The sequence below is a fragment of the Fulvivirga marina genome (genome assembly GCF_016775155.1).
GTDB lineage: Bacteria > Bacteroidota > Bacteroidia > Cytophagales > Cyclobacteriaceae > Fulvivirga > Fulvivirga marina.
Window position 1 is genome coordinate 108,697 of the sequence record NZ_JAEUGD010000018.1, and the last position, 22,791, is coordinate 131,487.

The 22,791-nt window shown below is 40.8% G+C and carries 15 protein-coding genes and 1 tRNA gene; 4 read left to right on the top strand and 12 right to left on the bottom strand.

The genetic code is table 11. The features are described from left to right. Nucleotides 1-62: 62 nt before the first annotated feature. Genes JMN32_RS05635 through JMN32_RS05650 form a run of 4 tightly spaced genes read right to left on the bottom strand, consistent with a single transcriptional unit; the run spans nucleotide 63 to nucleotide 4,856 of the window. Nucleotides 63-1,307 carry an NAD(P)/FAD-dependent oxidoreductase gene (locus JMN32_RS05635; protein WP_202855328.1) on the bottom strand — a complete coding sequence of 415 codons (1,245 nt, stop codon included), beginning with the start codon at nucleotides 1,305-1,307 and terminating at the stop codon, nucleotides 63-65. Nucleotides 1,308-1,327: 20 nt separating this feature from the next. Next, a complete protein-coding gene (locus tag JMN32_RS05640) occupies nucleotides 1,328-2,329 on the bottom strand; it encodes a 4-hydroxyproline epimerase (RefSeq protein ID WP_202855329.1) in 1,002 nt (333 codons plus the stop codon). Further along, nucleotides 2,322-3,911 (bottom strand): aldehyde dehydrogenase (NADP(+)), encoded by a 1,590-nt coding sequence (locus JMN32_RS05645; protein ID WP_202855330.1) that lies wholly within the window; start codon nucleotides 3,909-3,911, stop codon nucleotides 2,322-2,324. The genes JMN32_RS05640 and JMN32_RS05645 overlap by 8 nt, the downstream gene beginning before the upstream one ends. A 9-nt stretch (nucleotides 3,912-3,920) precedes the next feature. Next, entirely contained in the window at nucleotides 3,921-4,856 is a 936-nt protein-coding gene (locus JMN32_RS05650) for a dihydrodipicolinate synthase family protein (protein ID WP_202855331.1), read from the bottom strand. 302 nt (nucleotides 4,857-5,158) lie between these two features. Between JMN32_RS05650 and JMN32_RS05655 the strand changes: the two genes are divergently transcribed. Further along, a complete protein-coding gene (locus JMN32_RS05655; RefSeq protein WP_202855332.1) occupies nucleotides 5,159-5,737 on the top strand; it encodes a YceI family protein in 579 nt (192 codons plus the stop codon). A 7-nt stretch (nucleotides 5,738-5,744) separates the two neighbouring features. Here JMN32_RS05655 and JMN32_RS05660 read toward each other — a convergent pair whose 3' ends face one another. Then, complete coding sequence (locus tag JMN32_RS05660) at nucleotides 5,745-6,179, bottom strand: response regulator (protein ID WP_238354361.1); 435 nt, start codon at nucleotides 6,177-6,179, stop codon at nucleotides 5,745-5,747. Between the two features lie 256 nt (nucleotides 6,180-6,435). Here JMN32_RS05660 and JMN32_RS05665 point away from each other — a divergent pair, with 256 nt between their 5' ends. Next, nucleotides 6,436-7,329 (top strand): hypothetical protein, encoded by an 894-nt coding sequence (locus JMN32_RS05665; protein WP_202855333.1) that lies wholly within the window; start codon nucleotides 6,436-6,438, stop codon nucleotides 7,327-7,329. Between the two features lie 111 nt (nucleotides 7,330-7,440). Continuing rightward, a complete protein-coding gene (locus JMN32_RS05670; RefSeq protein ID WP_202855334.1) occupies nucleotides 7,441-10,497 on the top strand; it encodes an ATP-binding cassette domain-containing protein in 3,057 nt (1,018 codons plus the stop codon). Between the two features lie 89 nt (nucleotides 10,498-10,586). On the opposite strand, the gene JMN32_RS05675 is transcribed toward JMN32_RS05670, so the two are convergent. The 3 genes from JMN32_RS05675 to JMN32_RS05685 all read right to left on the bottom strand — a co-directional run bounded on the left by JMN32_RS05675 (nucleotide 10,587) and on the right by JMN32_RS05685 (nucleotide 17,204). Then, nucleotides 10,587-13,874, bottom strand: a complete 3,288-nt coding sequence (locus tag JMN32_RS05675; RefSeq protein ID WP_202855335.1) for a DUF7948 domain-containing protein — start codon at nucleotides 13,872-13,874, stop codon at nucleotides 10,587-10,589. Between the two features lie 76 nt (nucleotides 13,875-13,950). Next, nucleotides 13,951-16,512, bottom strand: coding sequence for an ABC transporter permease (locus tag JMN32_RS05680; protein ID WP_202855336.1), 2,562 nt, complete (start codon nucleotides 16,510-16,512; stop codon nucleotides 13,951-13,953). Continuing rightward, nucleotides 16,512-17,204, bottom strand: coding sequence for an ABC transporter ATP-binding protein (locus JMN32_RS05685; RefSeq protein WP_202855337.1), 693 nt, complete (start codon nucleotides 17,202-17,204; stop codon nucleotides 16,512-16,514). Before JMN32_RS05685 ends, JMN32_RS05680 begins: the two co-directional genes overlap by 1 nt. 284 nt (nucleotides 17,205-17,488) lie before the next feature. On the opposite strand from JMN32_RS05685, the gene JMN32_RS05690 reads away from it, so the two are divergent. Continuing rightward, entirely contained in the window at nucleotides 17,489-18,103 is a 615-nt protein-coding gene (locus JMN32_RS05690; RefSeq protein ID WP_202855338.1) for an arylesterase, read from the top strand. A gap of 150 nt (nucleotides 18,104-18,253) precedes the next feature. On the opposite strand, the gene JMN32_RS05695 is transcribed toward JMN32_RS05690, so the two are convergent. The 4 genes from JMN32_RS05695 to JMN32_RS05710 form a co-directional block, all read right to left on the bottom strand. Then, nucleotides 18,254-18,324, bottom strand: a tRNA-Cys gene (locus JMN32_RS05695). A gap of 544 nt (nucleotides 18,325-18,868) precedes the next feature. Then, the gene (rpsA, locus tag JMN32_RS05700) at nucleotides 18,869-20,860 is read right to left on the bottom strand and encodes a 30S ribosomal protein S1 (RefSeq protein ID WP_202855339.1); all 1,992 of its coding nucleotides are present in this window, start codon (nucleotides 20,858-20,860) and stop codon (nucleotides 18,869-18,871) included. A gap of 134 nt (nucleotides 20,861-20,994) precedes the next feature. Further along, nucleotides 20,995-21,381, bottom strand: coding sequence for a DoxX family protein (locus JMN32_RS05705; protein ID WP_202855340.1), 387 nt, complete (start codon nucleotides 21,379-21,381; stop codon nucleotides 20,995-20,997). A 30-nt stretch (nucleotides 21,382-21,411) separates the two neighbouring features. Then, entirely contained in the window at nucleotides 21,412-22,776 is a 1,365-nt protein-coding gene (locus JMN32_RS05710) for a TolC family protein (protein WP_202855341.1), read from the bottom strand. Nucleotides 22,777-22,791 lie beyond the last annotated feature (15 nt).

The following is a 22,791-nucleotide window of genomic DNA, read 5'->3' on the forward strand; positions in this document are numbered from 1 at the left end:
CTAAACTCATTTGCCCAAAGCCAGCCTAACCCCAGATTTTTTAATTTCTTTTTGACCTTATCTCAGTTATAGCGATCGGGGTTGAGTATCGCTATCTCTATATCTGTTTTTTGACCGGAAACTATCTGTGACACCAATTTCCCTGTTACAGGCCCAAGACTCATACCCATCATGGAGTGTCCTGTTGCAGCGGTCAGGTTATCATAGTGCTTAAACTTACCGATATAAGGAAGCCCATCCGGAGAGCAAGGTCTAAGCCCTACCCAGACATCAGATTTTTGAAAATCAGTATTTTTAAATTGGGGATAGTAATCTGGTATAGATTTGTATATGCCTCCTACCCGTTTATCATTCACTGTCCTGTCGGTTCCATTGAGTTCCATAGTTCCGCCGAATCGTATTGCGCTATTCATTGGCGTGACAGACACCCTCGCCTCTGATAATAGCGCACAAATACCCGGATATGCCGGAGGTTGGTCTACCATTACGCTGTATCCCTTGCCTCCCTGAAGCGGAATGTTGACTTTCAATGCTTTTATCAACTCTGATGACCATGCACCAGCTGCAATCACAAATTCGTCTGCTCTTACCAAATCTCCTGAAGTTTGAAGGGCGATCACCCTGCCTCCACGCATATCCAAGCCCTTTCCCCTTTCTGATACAAAGCTGACACCTCGCTTTTCCAAAAGAACCTTCATACCTGACATAAATAAGCCAGGCACCATATATGCATCCATAGGAAAGTACACTCCTCCCTCCACATCCATCTCTACTCCCTCATCCATGCTCATAAGCTCAGCTGCTGTCAGGGTCTCAGCTTTCATTCCCAACTGCCTGGCCCGCTCCGCCACCATGCGCTCTTCTTTAAGGGCATGACTGGTTTTGCACAACATAAAAAGACCTTTGGTCTGCAATGAGAAATCCAGGGACTCTTCTTCAGCCAATTGTAAATAAAGGTTGCGGCTCTCCATATTCATCTCTTTGAGCACATGCATAGCTCTTTGAACATTAGCTGGCGTTGCCGCTTTGTAAAACTTCCAACCCCACGATATGAGATCTTTACTAAAACGGGGCTTGATATGGAAAGGACTATCGTTCCTAAGCATCCATTTAAGCCCTAATATCACCATACCGGGAGCTGCCAAAGGAATAAAATGGCTTGGCACGATCATACCTGCATTCCCATATGAGCACCCCTTGTTTTGATCGTCATCGCTAACCACCGTAACCTGATATCCTAATTCGGACAGGTAATATGCAGAGCTCAGCCCTACTACACCTCCACCAATAATGGCAACCTTTTTCATCGTATAATCATTAATACACCTTAAATTACCTGAAAGCCTCCCGCATACGGATCATCATCATCGACCATGATGTTATTATAACCATATACCATAGCCCAGCCTTCTACGCTAGGGATAATACCTTTTTTGCCTCCTACCTCAACTTCATTTTCAATTCTTCCGGTGAATTTTGAGCCAATAATACTTTCATGAATAAAAGGTTGTCCTTTTTTCAGCAGACCTTTAGCATACCATTGAGCCATCCTGGCAGACGTACCCGTGCCACAAGGTGAGCGGTCAATAGCCTTATCACCATAAAAAACCGCATTTCTTGCTGTAGAATCGGGAGACAAAGTTTCTCCGGTCCAAAGAATATGACTCAAGCCTGAAATAGTCGGGTTATCAGGGTGCTCAAAGCTGTAGTTGTTATTGATGTTTTTCCGCAACTTTCTGCTCCACTGGATCAACTGCTCAGCTGAATACGCCTGAACTCCTTTGAAATTCTCCTGAGGATCAACAATCGCATAAAAGTTTCCTCCGTAAGACACATCAACTTTCAGTTCACCCAAATCCGGACAGATAGCCACTAACCCTTCCGCTTCCAAAAAAGAAGCTACATTCGTCAGTTTTACTGATTTAACCTTTTCCCCTTCTTGGGTATAGCTAACCTTTACCAAACCAGCAGGGGTTTCCAGACAAAGCTGTCCCGGTACTTTGGGGGTTATTAAACCTTCTTCAATCGCAATGGTCACCGTACCTATAGTACCATGCCCGCACATTGGCAGACACCCGGAAGTTTCAATAAATAACACCCCCACATCATTATTTGTGTCTGTCGGTGGATATAAAATACTTCCCGACATCATATCATGGCCTCTGGGCTCGAACATCAGGCTTTTACGGATCCAGTCATACTCGCGGAGGAAGTGCTGTCTTTTTTCGCTCATGTTAGCCCCCTCCAGGTTAGGTCCTCCACCGGCTACTACCCTAACCGGATTTCCACAGGTATGGGCATCTACACAAAAGAATGTCTTCTTAGCCATTTATAGCGTCCCTCGTTAACTCTCCATTCACTTTTCTCCAGATACCCAACGGGTTGCTATTCTTTACCTCATCTGGCAACATCTCCTCAGGAAATCCCTGTAAGGCAAGTGGACGAACAAAACGCTTAATAGCATCCGTACCTACTGAAGTAAACCTACTGTCCGTTGAAGATGGGAAAGGCCCTCCATGCTGCATGGCATGGCATACTTCAACACCTGTAGGCACTCCGTTAAACAACAACCTTCCGGCAACGTCAGAGGCAGCTCTTACAATGTCTTGATAATCTTCCAGTTCACCTGGCTCTGCCATAATAGTCGATGTAAGCTGTCCCTTTATGGTGCGAATAACTTTAAGTAATTGTTCTTTGTCAGTACACTTCACTACCAATGAAAACGGTCCGAATACCTCTTCATGTAAATTTGGATTGTCAAGGAAGTCTTCGCCGGAAACCTGAGCGACAGCCGCAGAACCCAAGTGATTTCCCTCCTGCTCAGCTCCAGCTCCCAGCAAGGTCACACCAATTTGTTCCAATACTTTTACTTTTCCACTTTGATAGCTTTTCCAAATACCTTCATTTAGCATGGTTGCCGGTGTTACCTCCTGAATTTCGGAAGCTAATGTTTCCAGAAAAGATTTTAACTCTTCTCCTTCAATAGCCAATAACAGCCCTGGATTAGTACAAAACTGTCCTACACCTAAGGTAATGGAGCCTGCATATTGTTTAGCGGTTTCCGCTGCTGATGCTTTTAATTTTCCGGGGAGCAGTATCACAGGGTTTACACTACCCATTTCTGCAAAAACTGGGATGGGATCTTCTCTTTGGGCCGCAGCTTTGTACAATGCCATTCCGCCGGTGAAGGAACCTGTAAAACCAACTGATTTGACAACGGGATGCATCACCAGTTGCTGGCCCAAAGAAGAACCTCTACCATTTAAGCTTGAAAAGACTCCATCAGGCATCCCTGTATTTTGAGCAGCCTTAGCAATAGCTCTTGCCACGAGCTCATTGGTGCCCAGGTGCGACATATGCGCTTTAATAATTACAGGATTACCTGCTGCCAGAGCAGATGCAGTATCTCCACCGGCAGTAGAAAAGGCCAATGGAAAGTTACTTGCTGCAAAGACCACTACAGGCCCAACGGGCACCAGCATTTTCCTGATATCAGGTTTAGGCAAGGGCTCTCTTGCCAGCTGAGCGGTCTCAATGATCGCATCAACCCAGGAGCCCTCGCGAAGCAGCTGAGCAAATAACATCAATTGCCCAACCGTTCTGCCTCTCTCCCCGATAATTCTGGCTTCAGGCAAACCACTTTCTTTCACGGCCATTTGAACAAGCTCATCATCAAGCACCAATATTTCATCAGCTATGGCCTCAAGAAAATCAGCCTTTTTACTCCCTGGGAATTGCTTGTACACTTCGAAAGCTTTAGCTGCTTTTTGAAGAGTTTCTTCTATCTCCTCTTTGGTGGCCATATAAAATTTCTCCAGGGTTCTTGCTTCCCTGGGATCGTAAGAGTTAACAAACTCCTCTGATGCGGCTGATAAACTGAATCCGATAATGTTCTTTCCTTGTACTACCATGCTTCTTGTTTAAATCGTGTTCATTACATTTTCAATATTCAAATATTCAGGTAGCTCTGGCCTTACACTCAGCCCCTCCTCGATAATCTTCACTACCCTCTCCCGCTCTGCTCCATTCAAAGGCATGCGTGGAAGCCTTACCTCTTCCGTACCTAATCCTACCATAGTTTCGGCCAGCTTTATATTTTGTACCAGTTGCGGATTAATATCAAGTTCTAGCAAAGGAAGGAACCATCTATAGATTTTCAGCGCTTCGGCATGATATCCAGACTTTTGCAGACGGTATATGGCCACTGTCTCTCGCGGGAAGGCACAAACAAGGCCTGCCACCCATCCATCAGCACCCATAAACAGACTTTCCAAAGCAAGTGTATCTACGCCTGACAAGATCTTAAACCTGTCACCGAACCTGTTAATCATTCTTGTGACATTGCTAATATCTCTGGTCGACTCCTTTACCGCCTGAATGTTAGGGATTTCAGCTAGCTGCTCAAACATATCCATCGTGACTTCTATTTTATAGTCAACCGGATTGTTGTAAATCATAATAGGCAAATCCGTGGATGGTGCCACCGCTCTGAAGTATTCCACGGTTTCCTGATCTGTAGCTTTATACCTCATCGGCGGCAATATCATCAGTCCGCTGGCTCCGCTCTCTTTGGCTTTTGCCACCGCCTTTATAGCAGATGCCGTGCTTTGCTCAGCTATATTCAAAATCACGGGCACCTTGTCGCCAACTAAGGACACCGTGCGTCTGACCAGTTCATATTTTTCATCATCACTCAGAGAACTGGCCTCTCCAAGAGTACCTCCCAAAATAATACCATCAACACCCGCATCGAGTTGGGCCTCAATGTTCTTTTCAAACCACTGCCAATCCAGTTCATCGTCTTTGGTAAATTTAGTAGTCACTGCGGGAAATACCCCTTGCCATTGAAAATTCATACGGTAAAATTTTAAGTTCTTTTTCAGGAGCCAAATTAGTACAACGGTCAATTGAAAGTTTTTACTATCTGACCCTATTATGATACTATTATAACATGTTTATCTAATTCAAAGCTCAAATAAAGATTAGATAGTATTCATTCGATCAAATCTGATAAAAAATGGATGAAGTGAAGAGGTGAAATAAAGTCTTAAAATACCCATATAGAACCTCTGATACGGCACCACTTTTGTCTATAGGTACTTTCACAAAATTTCACTATATTATAAGAGCTATCAGAACCCTTAAAAACACGCCCCATATGAAGAATATATATATAATATTGATTATCAGCTTTATAAGTTCAATAAGTTTAGCTCAGAGCACCTGGGTTATTGATCCTACGCACTCGTCAGTTCAATTTGATGTTTCACACCTCGCTGTATCTTCCGTAACTGGCTTCTTCACTTCTTATGCCGGAACTTTGACCTCCAAGAAAAGTGACTTCGAAGGTGCCAAAGTGAATGCCACCATTGAGGTTGCCAGTATTACCACCAACAATATGGAAAGGGATAAACACCTGAAGGAAGACGATTTCTTTAATGCTGAGAAATACCCTGAAATCAAATTTGAAAGTACCAGTTTTAAAAAAGTTTCTGATAACAATTTCCTAATTGAAGGAAACCTCACCATAAGAAATGTTACTAAGCCGGTGACTTTGGAAGCTGAATTTGGCGGTATTGTTTCCATCAATAATAAAAAGAAAGCTGGGTTTACAGCTACCGGTACAATCGATCGTTTTGAGTTTGGACTAAAGTGGGATGACGTCCTGGATAATGGCGGATTGATAGTAGGTGAAAAAGTAGATATTATATTAAAAATGGAACTGGTAAAGCAGTAGACCTGACTCAGTTACTGGGCTGATTTTCCTTCAAAACTCGAATCTGCTCCAATTTCTGATCATTGAGAGGCTTGGATAGAAATTTAATGACATCAGGGTTAACTTCGATCTTTTCCTTGTCCCTCATATTATCAGAACTGGTAAGTACTACAATGGACACTTTGTTGCGTACGTGATCTGGGAATTTGGAAAATTCGTAAAGGAACCTGAAACCATCTACGACAGGCATGTTGAGGTCCAGAAATATGATATCGGGAATATCAACCACTGGAGCAGAAAGCAGATACTCTAAAGCTTCTCTACCCGAACTGTAGGTCAGGAGCCTTTTGGTAAAATGACAGAACTCTATTACCTTTTGGTTAATAAACAAATCTATTTCATTGTCATCTATTAGCATGACAACTTCAGCACACTCTCTATTCATCTGACCCGCAGAACTCATTAGCTTAAAAAATCAATAGCTATAATAGCTATTCACCGGCGTGAAAACAATGCCCTATGCATATATTTTTCATTCATTAATAAAACTATTTAAAATATTATTAAAATTATACCAAAAACATTCTGTTATAGTGCTACCTCAAGCCTTCATTATCAATAATTTCTACGTTAAACAGTCATCAAAAAATGAATCTTTATGTTTTATTCGCAAAAAAAATATCTTAAAATTGAAGAATCATAATTTAACCATGAAAACTATGAATTATAAATCTATAGGATCATTCAGTTTATCATTCCTTCTACTTTTCGGCATGTTTGCCTGCGGTTCAAAAACAACCGAGGAAAAAACTGATTCCTCAGAAGAGTTTGAGCAGGCTGAAACAGATCTGAAAGAGCAAATCCAGGAGGTAATATACGAAATACCTTCTCCTTCAGAAATCCCATTCCTTTTGGAAGCAACCGGTGCTGAATTTAATCAATCATTGATTAACGATAACAGCAAGGCTGACCAATATGCTTCAAGAAATGATAAGGCTGCACTAAACCTTGGGACTTACGCTGCGGACATTGGTTATCTGGTTTCATATGATAAAGTTCAGGAAGCGCTTACGTACATGAGTTCAGCAAAAAAACTAGCTGACAATCTGGGTGTTACCGGTGCATTTGACACTGAATTAATCAAAAGATTTGAAGAGAACCTGTCTAGAAAAGATTCATTATCATTCTTATTAAATGAAACCATCAACAAAACAGAATCTTACCTTAAAGATGACGACCGCAATAAACTGGCTGCTTTGATCATCACAGGAAGTTTCGTTGAAGGGCTTTATATCTCAACAGCTTTAATCAAAACATACCCTAAGGATATTCTGCCTGAAGACAGCAGAAACCTTGTTTTAACTCCGCTCATAAGGGTAGTACTTGAGCAGGAAAAATCTCTGAATGACCTGGTAGGGATGTTAGGGACAGTTGAAAACACTGCTCCGGTTGACAATCTGATCAAAGACCTTCGTGAGTTACAAAAAGATTATGATTCTCTAAATATTGAAGAGCAAATTCAAAACCAACGTGCTGACCTTGTTCTTTCAGATGAAACTTTAGAAAAAATCACTTCAAAGGTAGCTGCTATCAGAAGCACTATTGTTGAGTAACAAAAATTCTCAGATCACTTAAAGGGGGTTGAATTTGATTCAATCCCTTTTTTTATTCCTTCAAAACACTAAATTAGTAAATTGTCCATTACTACAGCTTAACCATCACTCATGAGTGAACCTCTACTTAAAGCCATTATTCAGTTATTTGCAATTGTTGCAAAAGAAGATGAAGTTACTGATCAGGAAAGGGATCAAATTGAAGCTTTTTTAGTTGAGCATCTAAATAAGAATGCAGTCCCTCAATTTCTGCAGGAATTTGACGCATACAGTGATTCCATTATTATTGATGACACCATTGATATTGAAGAAGAGCAACGCCGGATAGAAGGTATATGCTCAAAGATCAACAAGGAACTCACTCAAAAACAAAAGGTAGTAATCATTCTGGAGTTAATGGGCATTATACTGGCAGATGGCCACATTTCAAATCGCGAAGAAGAGTTACTCAGATCCATAGGCTCAGCATTTAATGTTTCGTCGGAAGAAATTGACCTCATTAAACAATTTGTTGTAGGCAAATCGTATGAGGAGTTTGACGCTCCAAATATTCTGATCATTGACGCTAAAAAGTACGACAACCCTACTTTTAAACACCTAAGGCGTGAAGGACTTAACGGCTTTATAGCTATACTTCATTTGTCTAAAGCAGATACTTATTTCATTAAATACCAAGGCACTACAGACTTGTACTTAAACGGAGTGCCGCTAAAATCTGGCAGTAAAGGTGTGCTGGCGATTGGCTCAACGATCAGAGCAGAAAAAACACCACCTGTTTACTATGGTGATATCATCAGCCAGTTCATCAAAAATGAGAACGAAAAGCCTATCACTTTCGAAGCACGCAACATTTCTTATCGTTTTAAAAATGGCAAATTAGGTCTAAGAAACATAAACATTGCAGAAGAATCCGGTAAGCTCATCGGGCTCATGGGTGCCAGTGGCGCAGGAAAATCTACTTTACTGCATGTACTCAACGGAAGTGACAGGCCAACAGAAGGACACGTACTGATCAATAATATTGATATCCATAGGCAAGAAAGCATGATCAAGGGTGTTATAGGCTTTGTACCGCAAGATGACCTACTGATAGAGGAACTGACCGTTTACGAAAACCTCTATTATGCCGCCAGGCTATGCTTCGATCAGCTCAAACATGAGGAGATCAACGAGCTGGTCATTAAAACGCTTAACAACCTTGGTTTATACGAAACCAAAGATCTGAAAGTAGGTTCTCCCCTGGAAAAGACTATCAGTGGCGGCCAGAGAAAGCGTCTGAATATTGGCCTGGAATTACTTCGAGAGCCTTCCATCCTATTTGTTGATGAGCCTACTTCCGGGCTATCCTCCAGAGATTCGGAGAACATTATGGATTTGCTCAAAGAACTGTCATTAAAAGGGAAGCTGATATTTGTAGTTATTCATCAGCCATCATCCGATATCTTTAAAATGTTTAACAAGTTGATTATTCTGGACACGGGTGGTTATCAAATCTACTACGGCAACCCTATTGAAGCTGTAGTTTATTTTAAAGAGATCATCAACCTGATCAACAGTGACCAGGGTGAATGTCATGAGTGCGGCAACGTAAATCCGGAACAGATCTTCAATATCATTGAGACCAAGGTCATCAATGAGTATGGTAATTTCACCAATGAAAGAAAAGTACTTCCCGAGCAATGGAACCAGTACTTCCTGGAAAAAACTTCTATCCCAAAAGTAGAGCAGGTAACAACCGCACCAGAATCGACTCTCAATATCCCGGACCGGTTAAAGCAGTTGAAACTTTTTACTACACGTGACCTGCTCTCAAAACTAAGTAATAAGCAATACCTGATCATCAACCTGCTGGAAGCTCCTCTTTTGGCTCTCATACTGGCCTATATTGTAAGGTATTACAACACTTACCACTCAGAAGACCCGATTTACCTTTTCAGCAAAAACCCCAACATACCGGCATACCTGTTTATGAGTGTGATCGTTGCCCTTTTTATGGGCCTAACGGTGAGCGCGGAAGAAATCATAAGGGATCAAAAAATACTGAAACGAGAAGCTTTTCTTCACCTCAGCCGAGGAAGTTATATTTCGTCAAAAATAGCGATTCTGTTTACTCTATCGGCTATACAGACGTTTACTTTTGTTGTTATCGGAAATACAATCCTCCAAATAGACAATATGTTTATCATTCACTGGGCCATTTTATTTTCAACTTCTTGCCTGGCCAATATCATGGGGTTGAACATTTCTTCGGCATTCAACTCGGCAGTTACGATATACATCATGATCCCTATTCTTCTTATTCCTCAATTGGTTTTAAGTGGCGTAGTAGTTCGTTTTGACAAGCTAAACCCTGACTTGAGCAGTACAGGAGAAGTGCCATTGGTTGGTGACCTAATGGCTTCGCGCTGGGCTTTTGAAGCTGCAATGGTTTCTCAGTTTAAGGATAATGAGTATGAGGAAATGTTTTACCCCTATGAAAAGGTAATGGCAGCATCGGACTATAAAAAAATATACTACATTCCTTCATTGGAAACCAAACTGGAATATAGTCTTAATAACTTCAGAGAACCCTCCCCGAGGGTACAAGAAAATATCGCTAAAAATCTGCAGCTTTTAAGATCAGAAATAAAAAAGGAGCTTCAGTTGGTTGGTAATGATAAATTTGAGCACATCGACTTACTCACTCCTGAGAAGTTTGACTCAACAGCCTATGCAAAAACTTATGAGTTTTTGGAAAAGCTACGCTCATTTTATGTAGCCAGATATAACAAAGCAGACCAGGCAAAAGAGAAGCTGATTATAGGTATGACAGAAACCCCTGAGGAACGAGAGGCTTTTGAAAAGCTGAAAGAGCGTTATCGCAATGAAACAATAGCTGAAATCGTTAAAAATCAAAATGAACCTCACAGAATACTGGAGGCTCATGGTGAACTGGTTCAAAAGATATTCCCCATCTACAACGACCCCGAGCCTAAACACATATTTGACTACAGGTCACAGTTTTATGTACCCAAAAAACATATTCTGGGCAATTCCTTTGATACTTTGTATTTCAACATTGGTGTGATATGGTTGATGTCTATTGTGCTTATCTTTACACTTTATTTCAACATCCCCAGGAAAACAATTAATGGTATGGAAAGCCTGGCAAGAAAATCGAAACCATGAAAATACACAAAGACCTCATTGCTGTTATCATATTCCTTTGTACCCTAATTATTTTATGGTTGATCTTTTGATCAAACAAAGCCGATAAGCTATTTGATCAGATGTACCCAACCTTTACAGATAGTCTCTTCTGCGACCTCTGCCTCATAATAATATACTCCTGATGGATGTCCTTCTCCATCCCAAGTATTATTATAGTCTTCATCCTCATACAAAAGCTTACCCCAGCGATTGAGTATCTTTAAATGTACCTGGGTGCCTGATTCAATAATAAAGGTATCATTATGTTCCTTTACGCCCGGAGTAATCACATTAGGCACCTTAACCGTTCTCACGGTAATGCTCGCACTTTTCTCATATACGCAAAACTCTCTTGCGCCCACAAGAGTCACATTATATGTCCCGTCATTATCATACAGGTATATAAACTCATCTTCTTCAGAAGTATTACCATCTCCTAGCAGCCAGTGAAAAGAGTCGCCCTCTCCGCTTTTATTGGTAAACCTTACCGGCGGTCTTGAAAAACAATCATGCAGCTTCTCATATTCAAAGTCGATCACAACCTGAGGAATCACCTCAACAAACACAGTATCACGCCCATTGCACCCATTCGAATCAGTCATTGAAACATAATAGATAGTATTTTTCTCAGGGGAAACCACTGGAGTTCTTTCATTGGACAGAAATGTACTGTCAGCACTTATCCATTGATAATTTGTACCGCCCGAAGCCGTCAACCTCAGTTCATCGCCGTAGCACAATTGTGCATCATCACTCGCGGTAAACGAAGGCTGAGAGACAGTCACAACCGTGGTGGCTATATCTTCACCTATGCAAGTATCATCATCTATTGCACGAAGTACAACTTTATATTTACCGGGGGCCTTATAGTTATGCGTTATGTAGGTTGTATCTATCCGTGTAGTGCCGGTACCATCACCAAAAGTCCATTCAAATGTTTTACCCCCAATGCTTAAATTCTGAAATACAATATCATCAGGCATGCAAACATGTTCCAAACCTGGTTGATCAAAGGCAACCGAATTGGTTTGAATTCTGGCTCGTAGCGATGCCAGATCAAATTTAAATGCCGCATTATTACAACCACCATTTGCTCCGTTGACCTGAGACCAAGCATCATCGGTTGTAGGAAATGAAGAACCTCCGAAGCAGCTGGCACATACAGAGTGGTACACTATGCCTCTTTTATCAAATCGACTCGTGCCCCCATCCACATGAATAGCGGCTTCTGACCCTCCAAAAAATGTGGCATAAAGCAAAGATGTGGCATCAGAATCCAGTACCATCAGATAAAAATCCTGGCCGTTTGTACTGCTTCTTATAGCATCTGGAGTTGTTGGTAGCCCTACAGTAGACAAATTCATATATCTTCCTCCTGAAAAATTCCCAGAATTATTTCCCCATCCGGCCACATAGAGGTTATTACAATCATTCACTAAAAAAGCTGTAGGTGATATATTGGGCTCTCCACGACCGGCAGAGCCAAAGGTGGTAGAAAAGATGGTCTCACTAAGATCTTTGCTCAATTTATGGATAAACTGACCAGCTCCGGAATTATTGTATACCCCTGAGGTAACGGGATAGCTACCCCTTGTCTGCCCAAGAATATATACATCTTCATCTGCATCCAGATCTAAAAAATAAGCCTGATCATAATCCGTGGTACCAAGAAAAGCGGTGGTAACAATCGAATCGCCTGTATTCGCAATAAGTCCTACCCAACCATCAACAGCACCATTATAGGTACCATCAAAGCCATCCACAGCGGCCGGAAAATCGGCACTTTCTGTACCTCCTGCAGCATACACATTTTTTTCTTTATCCACCTTGATGGCAAACCCTGCATCATCAGCGCCACCTCCCAGATACCCCCCCCACAATAAGGACGACAAATCGCTACTAAGCTTGGCAATCACTGCATCTGTAACTCCACCACCATAGTTGCGTTCAAAAGAGGGGACACCCATATCCAAAAACAAGTTCGTAGAGCCTGTACTTCCTGTTATATAAATATCATCATTATCATCAATAAACACTTCGCCTCTTTGCTGATCTCCATAATTTCGGGTTAATTCACCTCCCGTTACATTCAAACCATCGTTACCAGCGCCTCCAAAGTAAGTACTCCCTGTCAATGAGCTTCCATCCTTACTTAGTTTTGCTATAAACATATCTGATCCATTATTAAAAGACACCCCTAAAATGGTATTGATAAAACTACCTCCTCCAAACGCTTTTTGATATGCATCGGACGAGATAGGAAAATCGGTAGAATTTGTAATACCAAAAATAACCAGCTCCCCATCTTTATTCATAATCAGACTAACAGGCACTTCTGAGTTACTACCGCCCAAATAAGTGGCATACTCAAGTTGTGTGCCCCCTGAATCATACTTTAAAATAGCAATATCCCAGACACCCGCCCAAGAAGTCTGATAGGCACCCGGGGTAGCGGGAAACTCTCCCAGATAAGCTCCATTGCGAAAGTGGTTAGTAATACCTCCCGAGTATAACTTGCCGTTCTCTCCAAAAGTCGCCGTATTACCCCAATTATCAGCTGGGGAACCTGAATACGTAGAAAATATAAGAATAGGGTCAATGACCAGATCATGGCATGAATCATAGCCTGATGGAAAGTTATAACTCAGAACATTGTCAACCAACACATACTCACAATCTACCTGCCGCTGCTGACCATTTATTACCTGATAGGCATACGGCTGATACTCCTGAATCTGATTAACCGAGGTTTTTAAATATAGACTTCCATCCTTTAGGGAAATATCATCCACTCCCGTATATTCAATTTTTATATCATCCGTATTTCCACTTTCTCTCACCAGAACATCATATTTCATATGGTTTCCTGTAGAATAGGTCACCAGATCAATACCTTCGTAAAGCTGCTCCAAATAAACCTTGCCAAATGCCCGGGCTTTGCTTACCCATGTATCTGGATCATTACCATAGAAATAGTTGTATGACGTCCTCTCCTCATTCTCTGACCTGACTCCTGTAGTTTGCGCCCCGATGAACTGTGCATTAAAAATATGGACGCCCAGTGTATGTTCATCTGCATTTTGTTCAGACAACTGACCTGAAGGCAAATACCCTTCCTGCTTTTCATGCCCTTCGTGCCTTCTGTGCAGTGCCTCGGTATCGTAAAAAACATAGGTAAATCCTGACTTGCCAATGTATATGTTACCTCCCGGGATATCCGCACCAAAAAGCACACCTTTTGTCCATTGACCTTTATTTTCAATATACTTTAAAGCAGGGTCACCTGATGAAGCATGGGCTTCCACACAAAACAAAGCCACGACACTACATATTAACAGTAATCGGAATAGTTTCATTCTATTGATTATAACTAAGAAGCATCAACCTTTTCAAACAATCGGTTTAATCACATTGATTTTAAAGATAATGATTCTATCCCTCTTTTCTGAGTACTTCCAATGGAGAACGGCTAATTACATCCCTTGTATTAAACCAACCTACTAAAATTGTAAGCACCATAACACCACCCCATATCAATAAAAGGCTCATGATGTCCGGTAGAAAAACTACTTCAAAGAAGTAAATTGACAATGCCCAGCCACTAATTACTGACAAGCTAATACCGGTAAATGCTGCAAAAAAACCGAGATATCCATATTCAAGGATTGTCATCCCCCATATCTGTTTCTTCACAGCTCCAATAGTTCGCAATAGCACATTTTCTTTTAACCTCAGGTATTTACTATTGATCACAGCACCTGCAAGTACGACAAGCCCTGTTATAATACTAAACAGTGCCATGAACTGGATAATGAACGATACCTTATCAAAAAACTCATCAATAGTGGCCAGTACCAACCGCAGGTCAATCAGCGAAACGTTTGGAAAAAGTGAAACCAGCTCTCTCTGGTAGCTATTAGCTTCCACTTTTTCATCAATCCTGGTGGTAAGTACGAATATTTGCGGAGCCTCTTCCAACACTCCTGTTGGAAAAACAAAGATAAAGTTGGGGGGATCCTTGGGCCACTCAACATCTCTTACTCCACCGATATACGTAGTTACAGGTACACCCTGGATATCAAAAATTATTGAGTCACCAACATCTACCTCTAGGTTTTCCTGCATACCAGAAGATATCGTAACATAAATGGAGTCATTGGAAATATGCTGTACAGCTCCTTGTTGCATAGTCTCTGATGCTGTCAGGGTATCTCTATAAGTTACCCTATACTCTCTGGTGATCGCCCAGTTAGGAATGGCATCCGTTGTATCGTTTTGTATCTCTGAGATCGTTTTACCCGCCACCTGGCTGAGTCGGCAGGTAATAATAGGAACTACTTGTTGTACCGGCAGGTCATTATCGCGAGTGAGCCGGATCACTCCCTCCTTTTGCTGTGGTTGAATATCAAAGAGTATAGTATTTGACTGATTTTCCCTCCCCACAAATTCAACCTGATTAAGCAAGCTGTTCTGCACAATATTTAATGTTGCTATCAGAAAAGCGCCCAGCCCAATAACTACCACAAGTACCAGTGTCTGATTGTTTGGTCTAAATAAATTGGCCAGACTTTGACGCCATATAAAACTCCAGTTCCGTGGAAAAAATTTCTTTACTGCCTTCATCAAAAGATTCGCAACCAATGCAAGGCATCCAAACGCCAGCAAAAGCGCCCCGAAGAAAGCCCCTCCAACCATGAAGCTACCACTCTGGTACGTAGCAAAAGCCAGAGGAAACAATATGATGAGCACAATAACTAAGACTCTGACTTTTGAAAATGTTCTTAAGGGTTCATAATTAGTCCTTAAAACAGAAAGTGGAGGCACGAAACGAACAGCGACCAATGGCAATACTGAAAACAAAAGAGAGATCATCAATCCCAAAATAATGGCTTCCAGCACTGCACTCCAGGCAATTTGCAAGTCCAGATCAAGAGGAATAAACTCTTTTAATAAAGGTGGTAATGCAAACTGAATCCCCAGCCCCAGCAACACACCAAGTATACTTCCAATAATGCCTAGGATTACGGTTTGAACAAAAAAGATATTAAATGCCTGCCAACCGGAAGTACCAATGCACCTCATAACAGCCACCATCTCCCGTTTTTCTCTTACATAAATATGAACAGAGCTGGCTACGCCGATACATCCCAAGATCAATGCAACAAAGGCAAGTAAATTAAAAAAACGGTAAAGGTTCTCAAACCCTTCCCCAAGGTTATTCTTTCTGTCCTCAACAGTCTCTGAGGAGTGACCGTATTTCTTCACCAGTGGCTTAACCTGACTGACAGCAGTTTCAACCGCTTCTTCACTATCAATTTTAAAGTACTGCTTATAACTTACCCTGCTTCCAAACTGTACAAGACCTGTGCTATCGAGGTAGTCCATTGATATATAGACTGAGGGAGTAAAGGTTGCCTGTATTCCACCGCCACCAGGAATTTTACTTACCTCACCAGCAACTTTGAAAACCATGTTGCCTAAACGTATTGAATCCTCACTACTCACATCATAATGACTCGCCAGATTTTCATCAACCATAGCATAAGGCCCTGTCTTCATTACCTCATAAGCACCTTCCGGAGAAGTTACCAAATCACCATAAAATGGAAAATCACCCTCCAGGGCTACTATGCGAATCAGTCGCGTACCTGGTGTACTAGTCATAAACATAGCCATAGATGCAGTAGTAGCTTCAGTAGCCTGCTGCCCCGGTATAGAATCAAAGATAGTCTGAAGGTCTTCCTCAAATCGGGTATTGGCATTAACTACAAGATCGGCTCCAAGTAAATCCTTGGCCTGCTCATTTATACTGCGCTGTAGGTTGATATTAAATGAGTTAATAGAAACTAAAGCCGCAATACCAATAATGATAGATGATATGAAGAGAAATAATCGGGAAAAGTTTTTCCTTGCATCACGATAAGCCATTTTCCAAACCCATTTATCTTTAAACAGGTTTCTTTTCTCCTTTTTTATCTTAATAATATACTCCATTAAACCGCCCTCATGGATTTTTGATCTGAGATCAACTTACCTCCCTTAAGTTGCAGTATCCGCTCTGTATGAGCGGCCAAATCAAGGTTATGCGTAACCAGCACGAGTGTTGTTCCCTCCGATCGGTTAATATCAAAGAGTAGTTCTGTAACACGGTTCGCAGTTTCTTCATCAAGATTACCTGTAGGCTCATCCGCAAAAAGTATTTTTGGAGAGCTAATAAAGGCACGGGCCATAGCTACACGCTGTTGCTCACCCCCTGATAGCTGTGAAGGATAATGATAAGCCCTATCAGATAACCCTACCCTGTCCAACAGATCAAGAGCTTTTTTCTTGTATTGCTTTTCTCCCCTCAACTCCAAGGGGACCGTTACATTTTCAAGGGCAGTAAGTGTAGGTAGTAGTTGAAAGTTCTGAAATATAAATCCTACATACTGATTTCTGACATATGCTCTATCATCCTCGCTAAGCGCATTAAGCTTAATTCCCACCAATGAAACAGACCCTCCGGTGGACACATCCAGTCCTGCACAAAGCCCCAGCAAGGTAGTCTTTCCACTTCCGGACGGGCCTACTATTGAAATGCTGGCACCCTCAGGCACGCTGAATGAAACATCATCAAGCACAGTGAGTGTTTTATCTCCTGTAGTAAAAGATTTTTTTAGGTTTTCTACGACTAGTATATCGGACATAGTATATTTTGTAACAAGCTGTTAAGTAAAGCGTAAATTCTATTATTAAGTTTTACCTTTTTTATAAGTGGTTATTTTTTTGGTGTAAAATTTGATCAACAACCTGAGAAGAACTATAATTTACAATAACTAAATAATTAACATAGACTTAAAATAGTTATTTCCCTTTTATAACTAGCAAACGGCCAGATATAAAACAAGTTTGCATTGAAAACAAAAACTTAAATATCAAGTAGCCTACCCTTAGGCTGCTTCGGTACGATGAGGTTTACAAATGATAATATATGAAACTTAGAATCTCCCTTTTCATCGTTGCACTTTCCATAATCTGTTTTGGGTTCACCCAACAAAGAAAAACCATTATCTTCTTTGGGGATAGTATTACAGCTGGTTATGGCCTGTCAAAAGAACAAGCCTTTCCAGCCCTAGTGGAAAACAAACTACAGGCTGCCAGATATAACTATAAAGTAATCAACGCAGGGCTAAGTGGAGAAACTTCCGCTGGCGGTTTGAACCGCATAGACTGGATACTGAAGCAACCTGTTGATGTATTTGTCCTTGAACTGGGTGCAAACGACGGATTAAGGGGTCTACCGCTGGATCAGACGAAGAAAAACCTTCAGGGTATCGTCAATAAAGTCAGAGCAAAAAACCCAAAGACAAAAATTATTATTGCTGGCATGATGGTACCTCCTAACCTGGGAAAGACTTACACCGATGAATTTAAATCTATCTTTCCCGAACTGGCTAAAAAAAATAAAGCAACCTTAATCCCTTTTCTCCTGGAAGGTGTAGCAGGACACAGTAGTCTTAACCTTGCTGACGGCATTCACCCAAATATAGAAGGACATCAGGTAGTGGCACAAAATGTTTACGAGGTTTTAACGAATATGCTCTAAACATTTCGCTTCTTTAATGAGTAAAACGCAAAAAAGGAAAAGAGGCCTCTACTCATAAAACTTAAGTCTTAGCTTTAAGACTAGCCCTTCTATATATCAAAAAAGCCTTGACAAACATAATGTTTATCAAGGCTTAAATTTACTTTCTTGAGGCGCTGAGCGGATTCGAACCGCTGTAAAAGGTTTTGCAGACCTCTGCCTAGCCACTCGGCCACAGCGCCATGATGCAAAACTGAAAATCTCTTTTTATTTTCAGGTGTGCAAAACTATGAATATTCGTAAATTCATCAAAGGTATTTCAATAATTAGTGAAAATTTTTATTCTCCCCATCCAGCATTTAAGTTTAAAATACAAAAAATACCTTTCAAGGCAGATTTTAACCAATCAGAACAATTATTTTGTCAACTCAATATTTTATACATATCAATCATGGCATTCTTCACTAAAAAATCCGACATAATAGCTACTTTAAAAGCCAGCCTCACCCCATTGAAACTTACTTTCCTCTATTCTACGCTTAGCCGAACCCATTACCCCAATCAACTATTTTAATAATCACTGAGCAACGGTCTTTATCTTATACTCACAACTTGTAGCATTCCCCACAAGGATTTTGCAAAGTCGATTCCAGAATTATTCTCTCATTTACAGACTGTTTGACATGAACATGATAAGATTCAGGGCTACACGATTACTATAAATCTAATAAAACAAAAAAGGCTGCTTCAGAAGAAGCAGCCTTTAGTATTATAACAAAAGAGAAATTATTTTTCTTCTTCCTCATCAGCCTTAGATTCATCAGCTTTAGCAGCAGAAGTTTTACCTTCTTCCTCCGCCTTAGCTTCAGATTTTTTTGGCTTCTCCTCAGAAGAGACGTTTCCTTCCATTTTATCTTTCAATGCGCTCAATGCTTCAAGATCACCAAGCGTAGACTTTTCAGTCTCGCTATTGATCTTACTCATTGTGCTCGCAGATTTGCTCTTTTTCTTAGCTCCACTTGCAGCTTTTGGCTTCTCTTCAGTTTTAGAGTAAACTGCTCTGTGTGAAAGCACGATTCTCTTATCGTCTTTAGAGAATTCCTGAACTTTGAAATCTAAAGTTTCACCGTTCTCAGCTTTACCACCATCTTCTTTTGCAAGATTCTTGGTTGAGCAGAAACCTTCAATACCATAAGGAAGCTCCAAAGTAGCACCTTTATCATTTTGCGAGATTACAGTACACTTGTGGACAGAACCAGGGGTAAACACTGTTTCGAAAGTATCCCAAGGATTCTCTTCAAGGTGTTTGTGGCTAAGAGCCAATCTTCTGTTATCAACATCAAGCTCAAGTACTACTACTTCAAGCTCATCACCTACCTTAACAAACTCAGAAGGATGCTTGATCTTCTTAGTCCAAGACAGGTCAGAAACGTGCACTAATCCATCGATACCCTCTTCAAGTTCGATGAACAAACCAAAGTTAGTAAGGTTTCTTACCACTCCTTTGTGCTTAGTATCTACAGCATATTTTGTAAGAACATCTTGCTTAGTCCAAGGATCCTCAGTCAACTGCTTAATACCCAATGACATTTTTCTATCATCTCTGTCAAGAGTCAACACAACAGCTTCAAGCTCATCTCCGATGTTGATGAAATCCTGAGGATTTCTCAAGTGCTGAGACCATGACATTTCAGAAACGTGGATAAGACCTTCAACACCTGGTTGAATTTCAAGGAATGCACCATAGTCTGCTACATTAACGATCTTACCTTTAACTTTTGATCCTATATCAAGATCAGCAGGCAGTGAATCCCAAGGGTGAGCAGTAAGCTGCTTCATACCCAAAGATATTCTCTTTTTATCCTCGTCGAAATCAAGAACAACAACCTTAACTGTTTCATCAAGGCTAAGGACCTCTTCAGGGTGATTAATTCTACCCCATGAAATATCAGTAATGTGAAGGAGACCATCAACACCACCAAGATCGATGAATACACCGAAGTTTGTCATGTTCTTAATGGTACCTTCAAGTACCTGACCTTTCTCAAGGTTGTTCAGAATTTCTGCTTTTTGCTCTTCAAGATCTTTCTCGATCAATACTTTGTGAGAAACAACTACGTTATCATTAGTATAGTTGATTTTCACAACTTTTACTTCCATAGCCTTATCAACAAATATATCGAAGTCTCTGATAGGCTTCACATCAATTTGCGAACCAGGCAAGAAAGCTTCCACACCATATATGTCAACGATAAGACCACCTTTAGTTCTTCTTTTCACAAAACCTTCGATAACTGTATCGTTTTCGTAAGCTTTAGTGATTTTATCCCAAGCCTGAACAATCTTAGCCTTTCTTCTTGAAAGCACTAATTGTCCGTTGGCATTCTCCTGCTCTTCAATGAAAACCTCAACCTTATCACCAACTTTCATATCAGGTATATCCCTAAATTCAGTTGCTGATACAAGTCCGTCAGATTTGAATCCGATGTTAAGGATCACATCTCTGTCATTGATACCTACAACGGTACCTTCCACTACTTCCTTCTCCTCGATGGTTGTCAATGTATCTTCATACATTGAAGCCATCTCTTCCTTCTTCTTTTTGCTGTAGCCTTCTCCAAAACCTTTGGTTTCAAAAGCTTCCCAATCGAAGTCTTCTGGCGCTACATTTTCACTTTTTTCAGCAGGCTTCTTTACTTCTTTTGCAGAAGACTCAACAGCCTTTTCTTCAGTTTTTGCAGATTCTACTTCCTCTGCAGATGTTTTTTCTTTTGCCATTATTTCTGCCCTTGATTACATGTTGCCTTAGAGCAATCAGACAACAAATTTATTTTAAATCATGCCCGGACACTACCAGACACACCCGTCCACCTGAACGGGACCGCAAAGTTAATAAAAATTTGAATTTTAAGCTAGTTGATATCTCGTTTATTCAAGAAAGGAATATCAGTTCTATGCAGTACCAGAGTAATTATAGAACAAACGCTTACGACAATAGCAAGCCAGAACAAGTACCCTTCGTCTCCCATCACCTCTACGCCCAGCGTGGTTAGATGAAAAAATATAGCCCCGGCCATAATCCCCAGCGCCATAAAAGCCCCGAGCCATGCGGTTCGGGGAATTAGTAACAACAAAGATGCTATGAGTTCAGCGATGCCTGAACCTATTCGCCCCCAAGGCTCCATACCTACCTTTGTAAAAATATAGATACTCTCTTCCGCACCTGTAAATTTAAAAAAAAGAGTTTGCAGCAAAATAATTGCTGCAATAATACGCACTATCCAGGATAAGGCTTTCATTGGAAATATGCCATAGTTTTATGCCTGCGGTTATTTAATGTCCTCAAAAGACAACGTACCCGTAGCATAATCTAGCAAAAGTTCCTGAAACATCAAAGTGAACCTGGCACTAGCATAATCAGCCTGAGCCTGTACGTAATCCTGATTAGCCTGAGTATATTCCACCAGATCCGAAATACCTAATTCGTACCTTTCTGTTCCTAATTTGTATGAGAGCTCTGCCGCTTCCAGCTGTGTTTGTGTCACCTGATAGGTAGTCACCGCATCGTTAAAATTCTGATAAGCTCTCAACACCTCTGACTTTACAGTATTCTCCATATTTTCTGCATCAAGCCTGGAATTTTCGTAGTTCACTCTTGACTCAACTACATTGGAACGGGTTGAAAATCCACCGAAAATTGGGATAGTAAATGCTATACCATAAGTTTTCTGAACATTATCCTTTGTAAACTGCTGATCAAAGGTCCGGTTTTCCGTACCATGAATATAATTATAAGCAGACCCATAGTTAAAAAAAGCACTAACACTTGGATAATAGTTACCCTTAAGAGCCATATAGTTAAACCTAGAAGCAGCCATAGAATGCTTAGTACCTTCAAGATCCGACCTGTTATTTAGCGCCACTGTATAAAGTTCTTCCAAAGAAGAATTAGCATCAATTTTTGAAACATCCCAGTTCGGGTCTTCAACATTAAAATTAACTCCAGGATCCATTTGAAGAGTTTGCGCCAGTATAGCTTTGTCATTTCGAAGGGCATTTTCAGCCCTTAAAAGATTCAGTTCAGCATTTTTTAACTGGTATCTCTGATTAGTAGCATCTACCCCTGCCCTGCTTCCCGCCTCAACCTGAGTATTGATTTGATCCAGTTGCTTCTGCTGCGTTTTAACATTTTGCTCCGCAATTCTCACCAACTCCTTATCTAAAAGGCATTGAAGGTACCTGGCTGTAACGAGCTGCATAATATCCTGCTTTGTTCTCTCCACCGTTTCGATCTGTGTATCAAACTGCTCCCTGGTAGCTTTAAATGAGTTCAGTCTGTTAAACCCCTGAAACAAAGGCATTGATGTTCTCAAATAAACCTCTGTAAAGTCAAGCACACCATTAACCACCCTTCCTTCTTGCTGGTTAAATGAATTACCATCATTCCTCCCCATATTACCTTCAATACGTGCAGAAGGCCCTAATCGCAAAAGGCTGGAGGTTTTTACCATATTGGAAGACCTAAGGTTATTCTGTTGCTGCTTAAGTGTAACATTATTATCCAAGGCGATTTTAACCGCCTCCTTAAACGAAAGAGGAGTATCTATAGTAGATGTATCTGCTTCTTGGGCAAGACCTGTTATGCAAAAAGCAGATACTAAAATTGTTGTTATTGAAGCTATTCTATTTATCATGATTAGGTTTTGTTT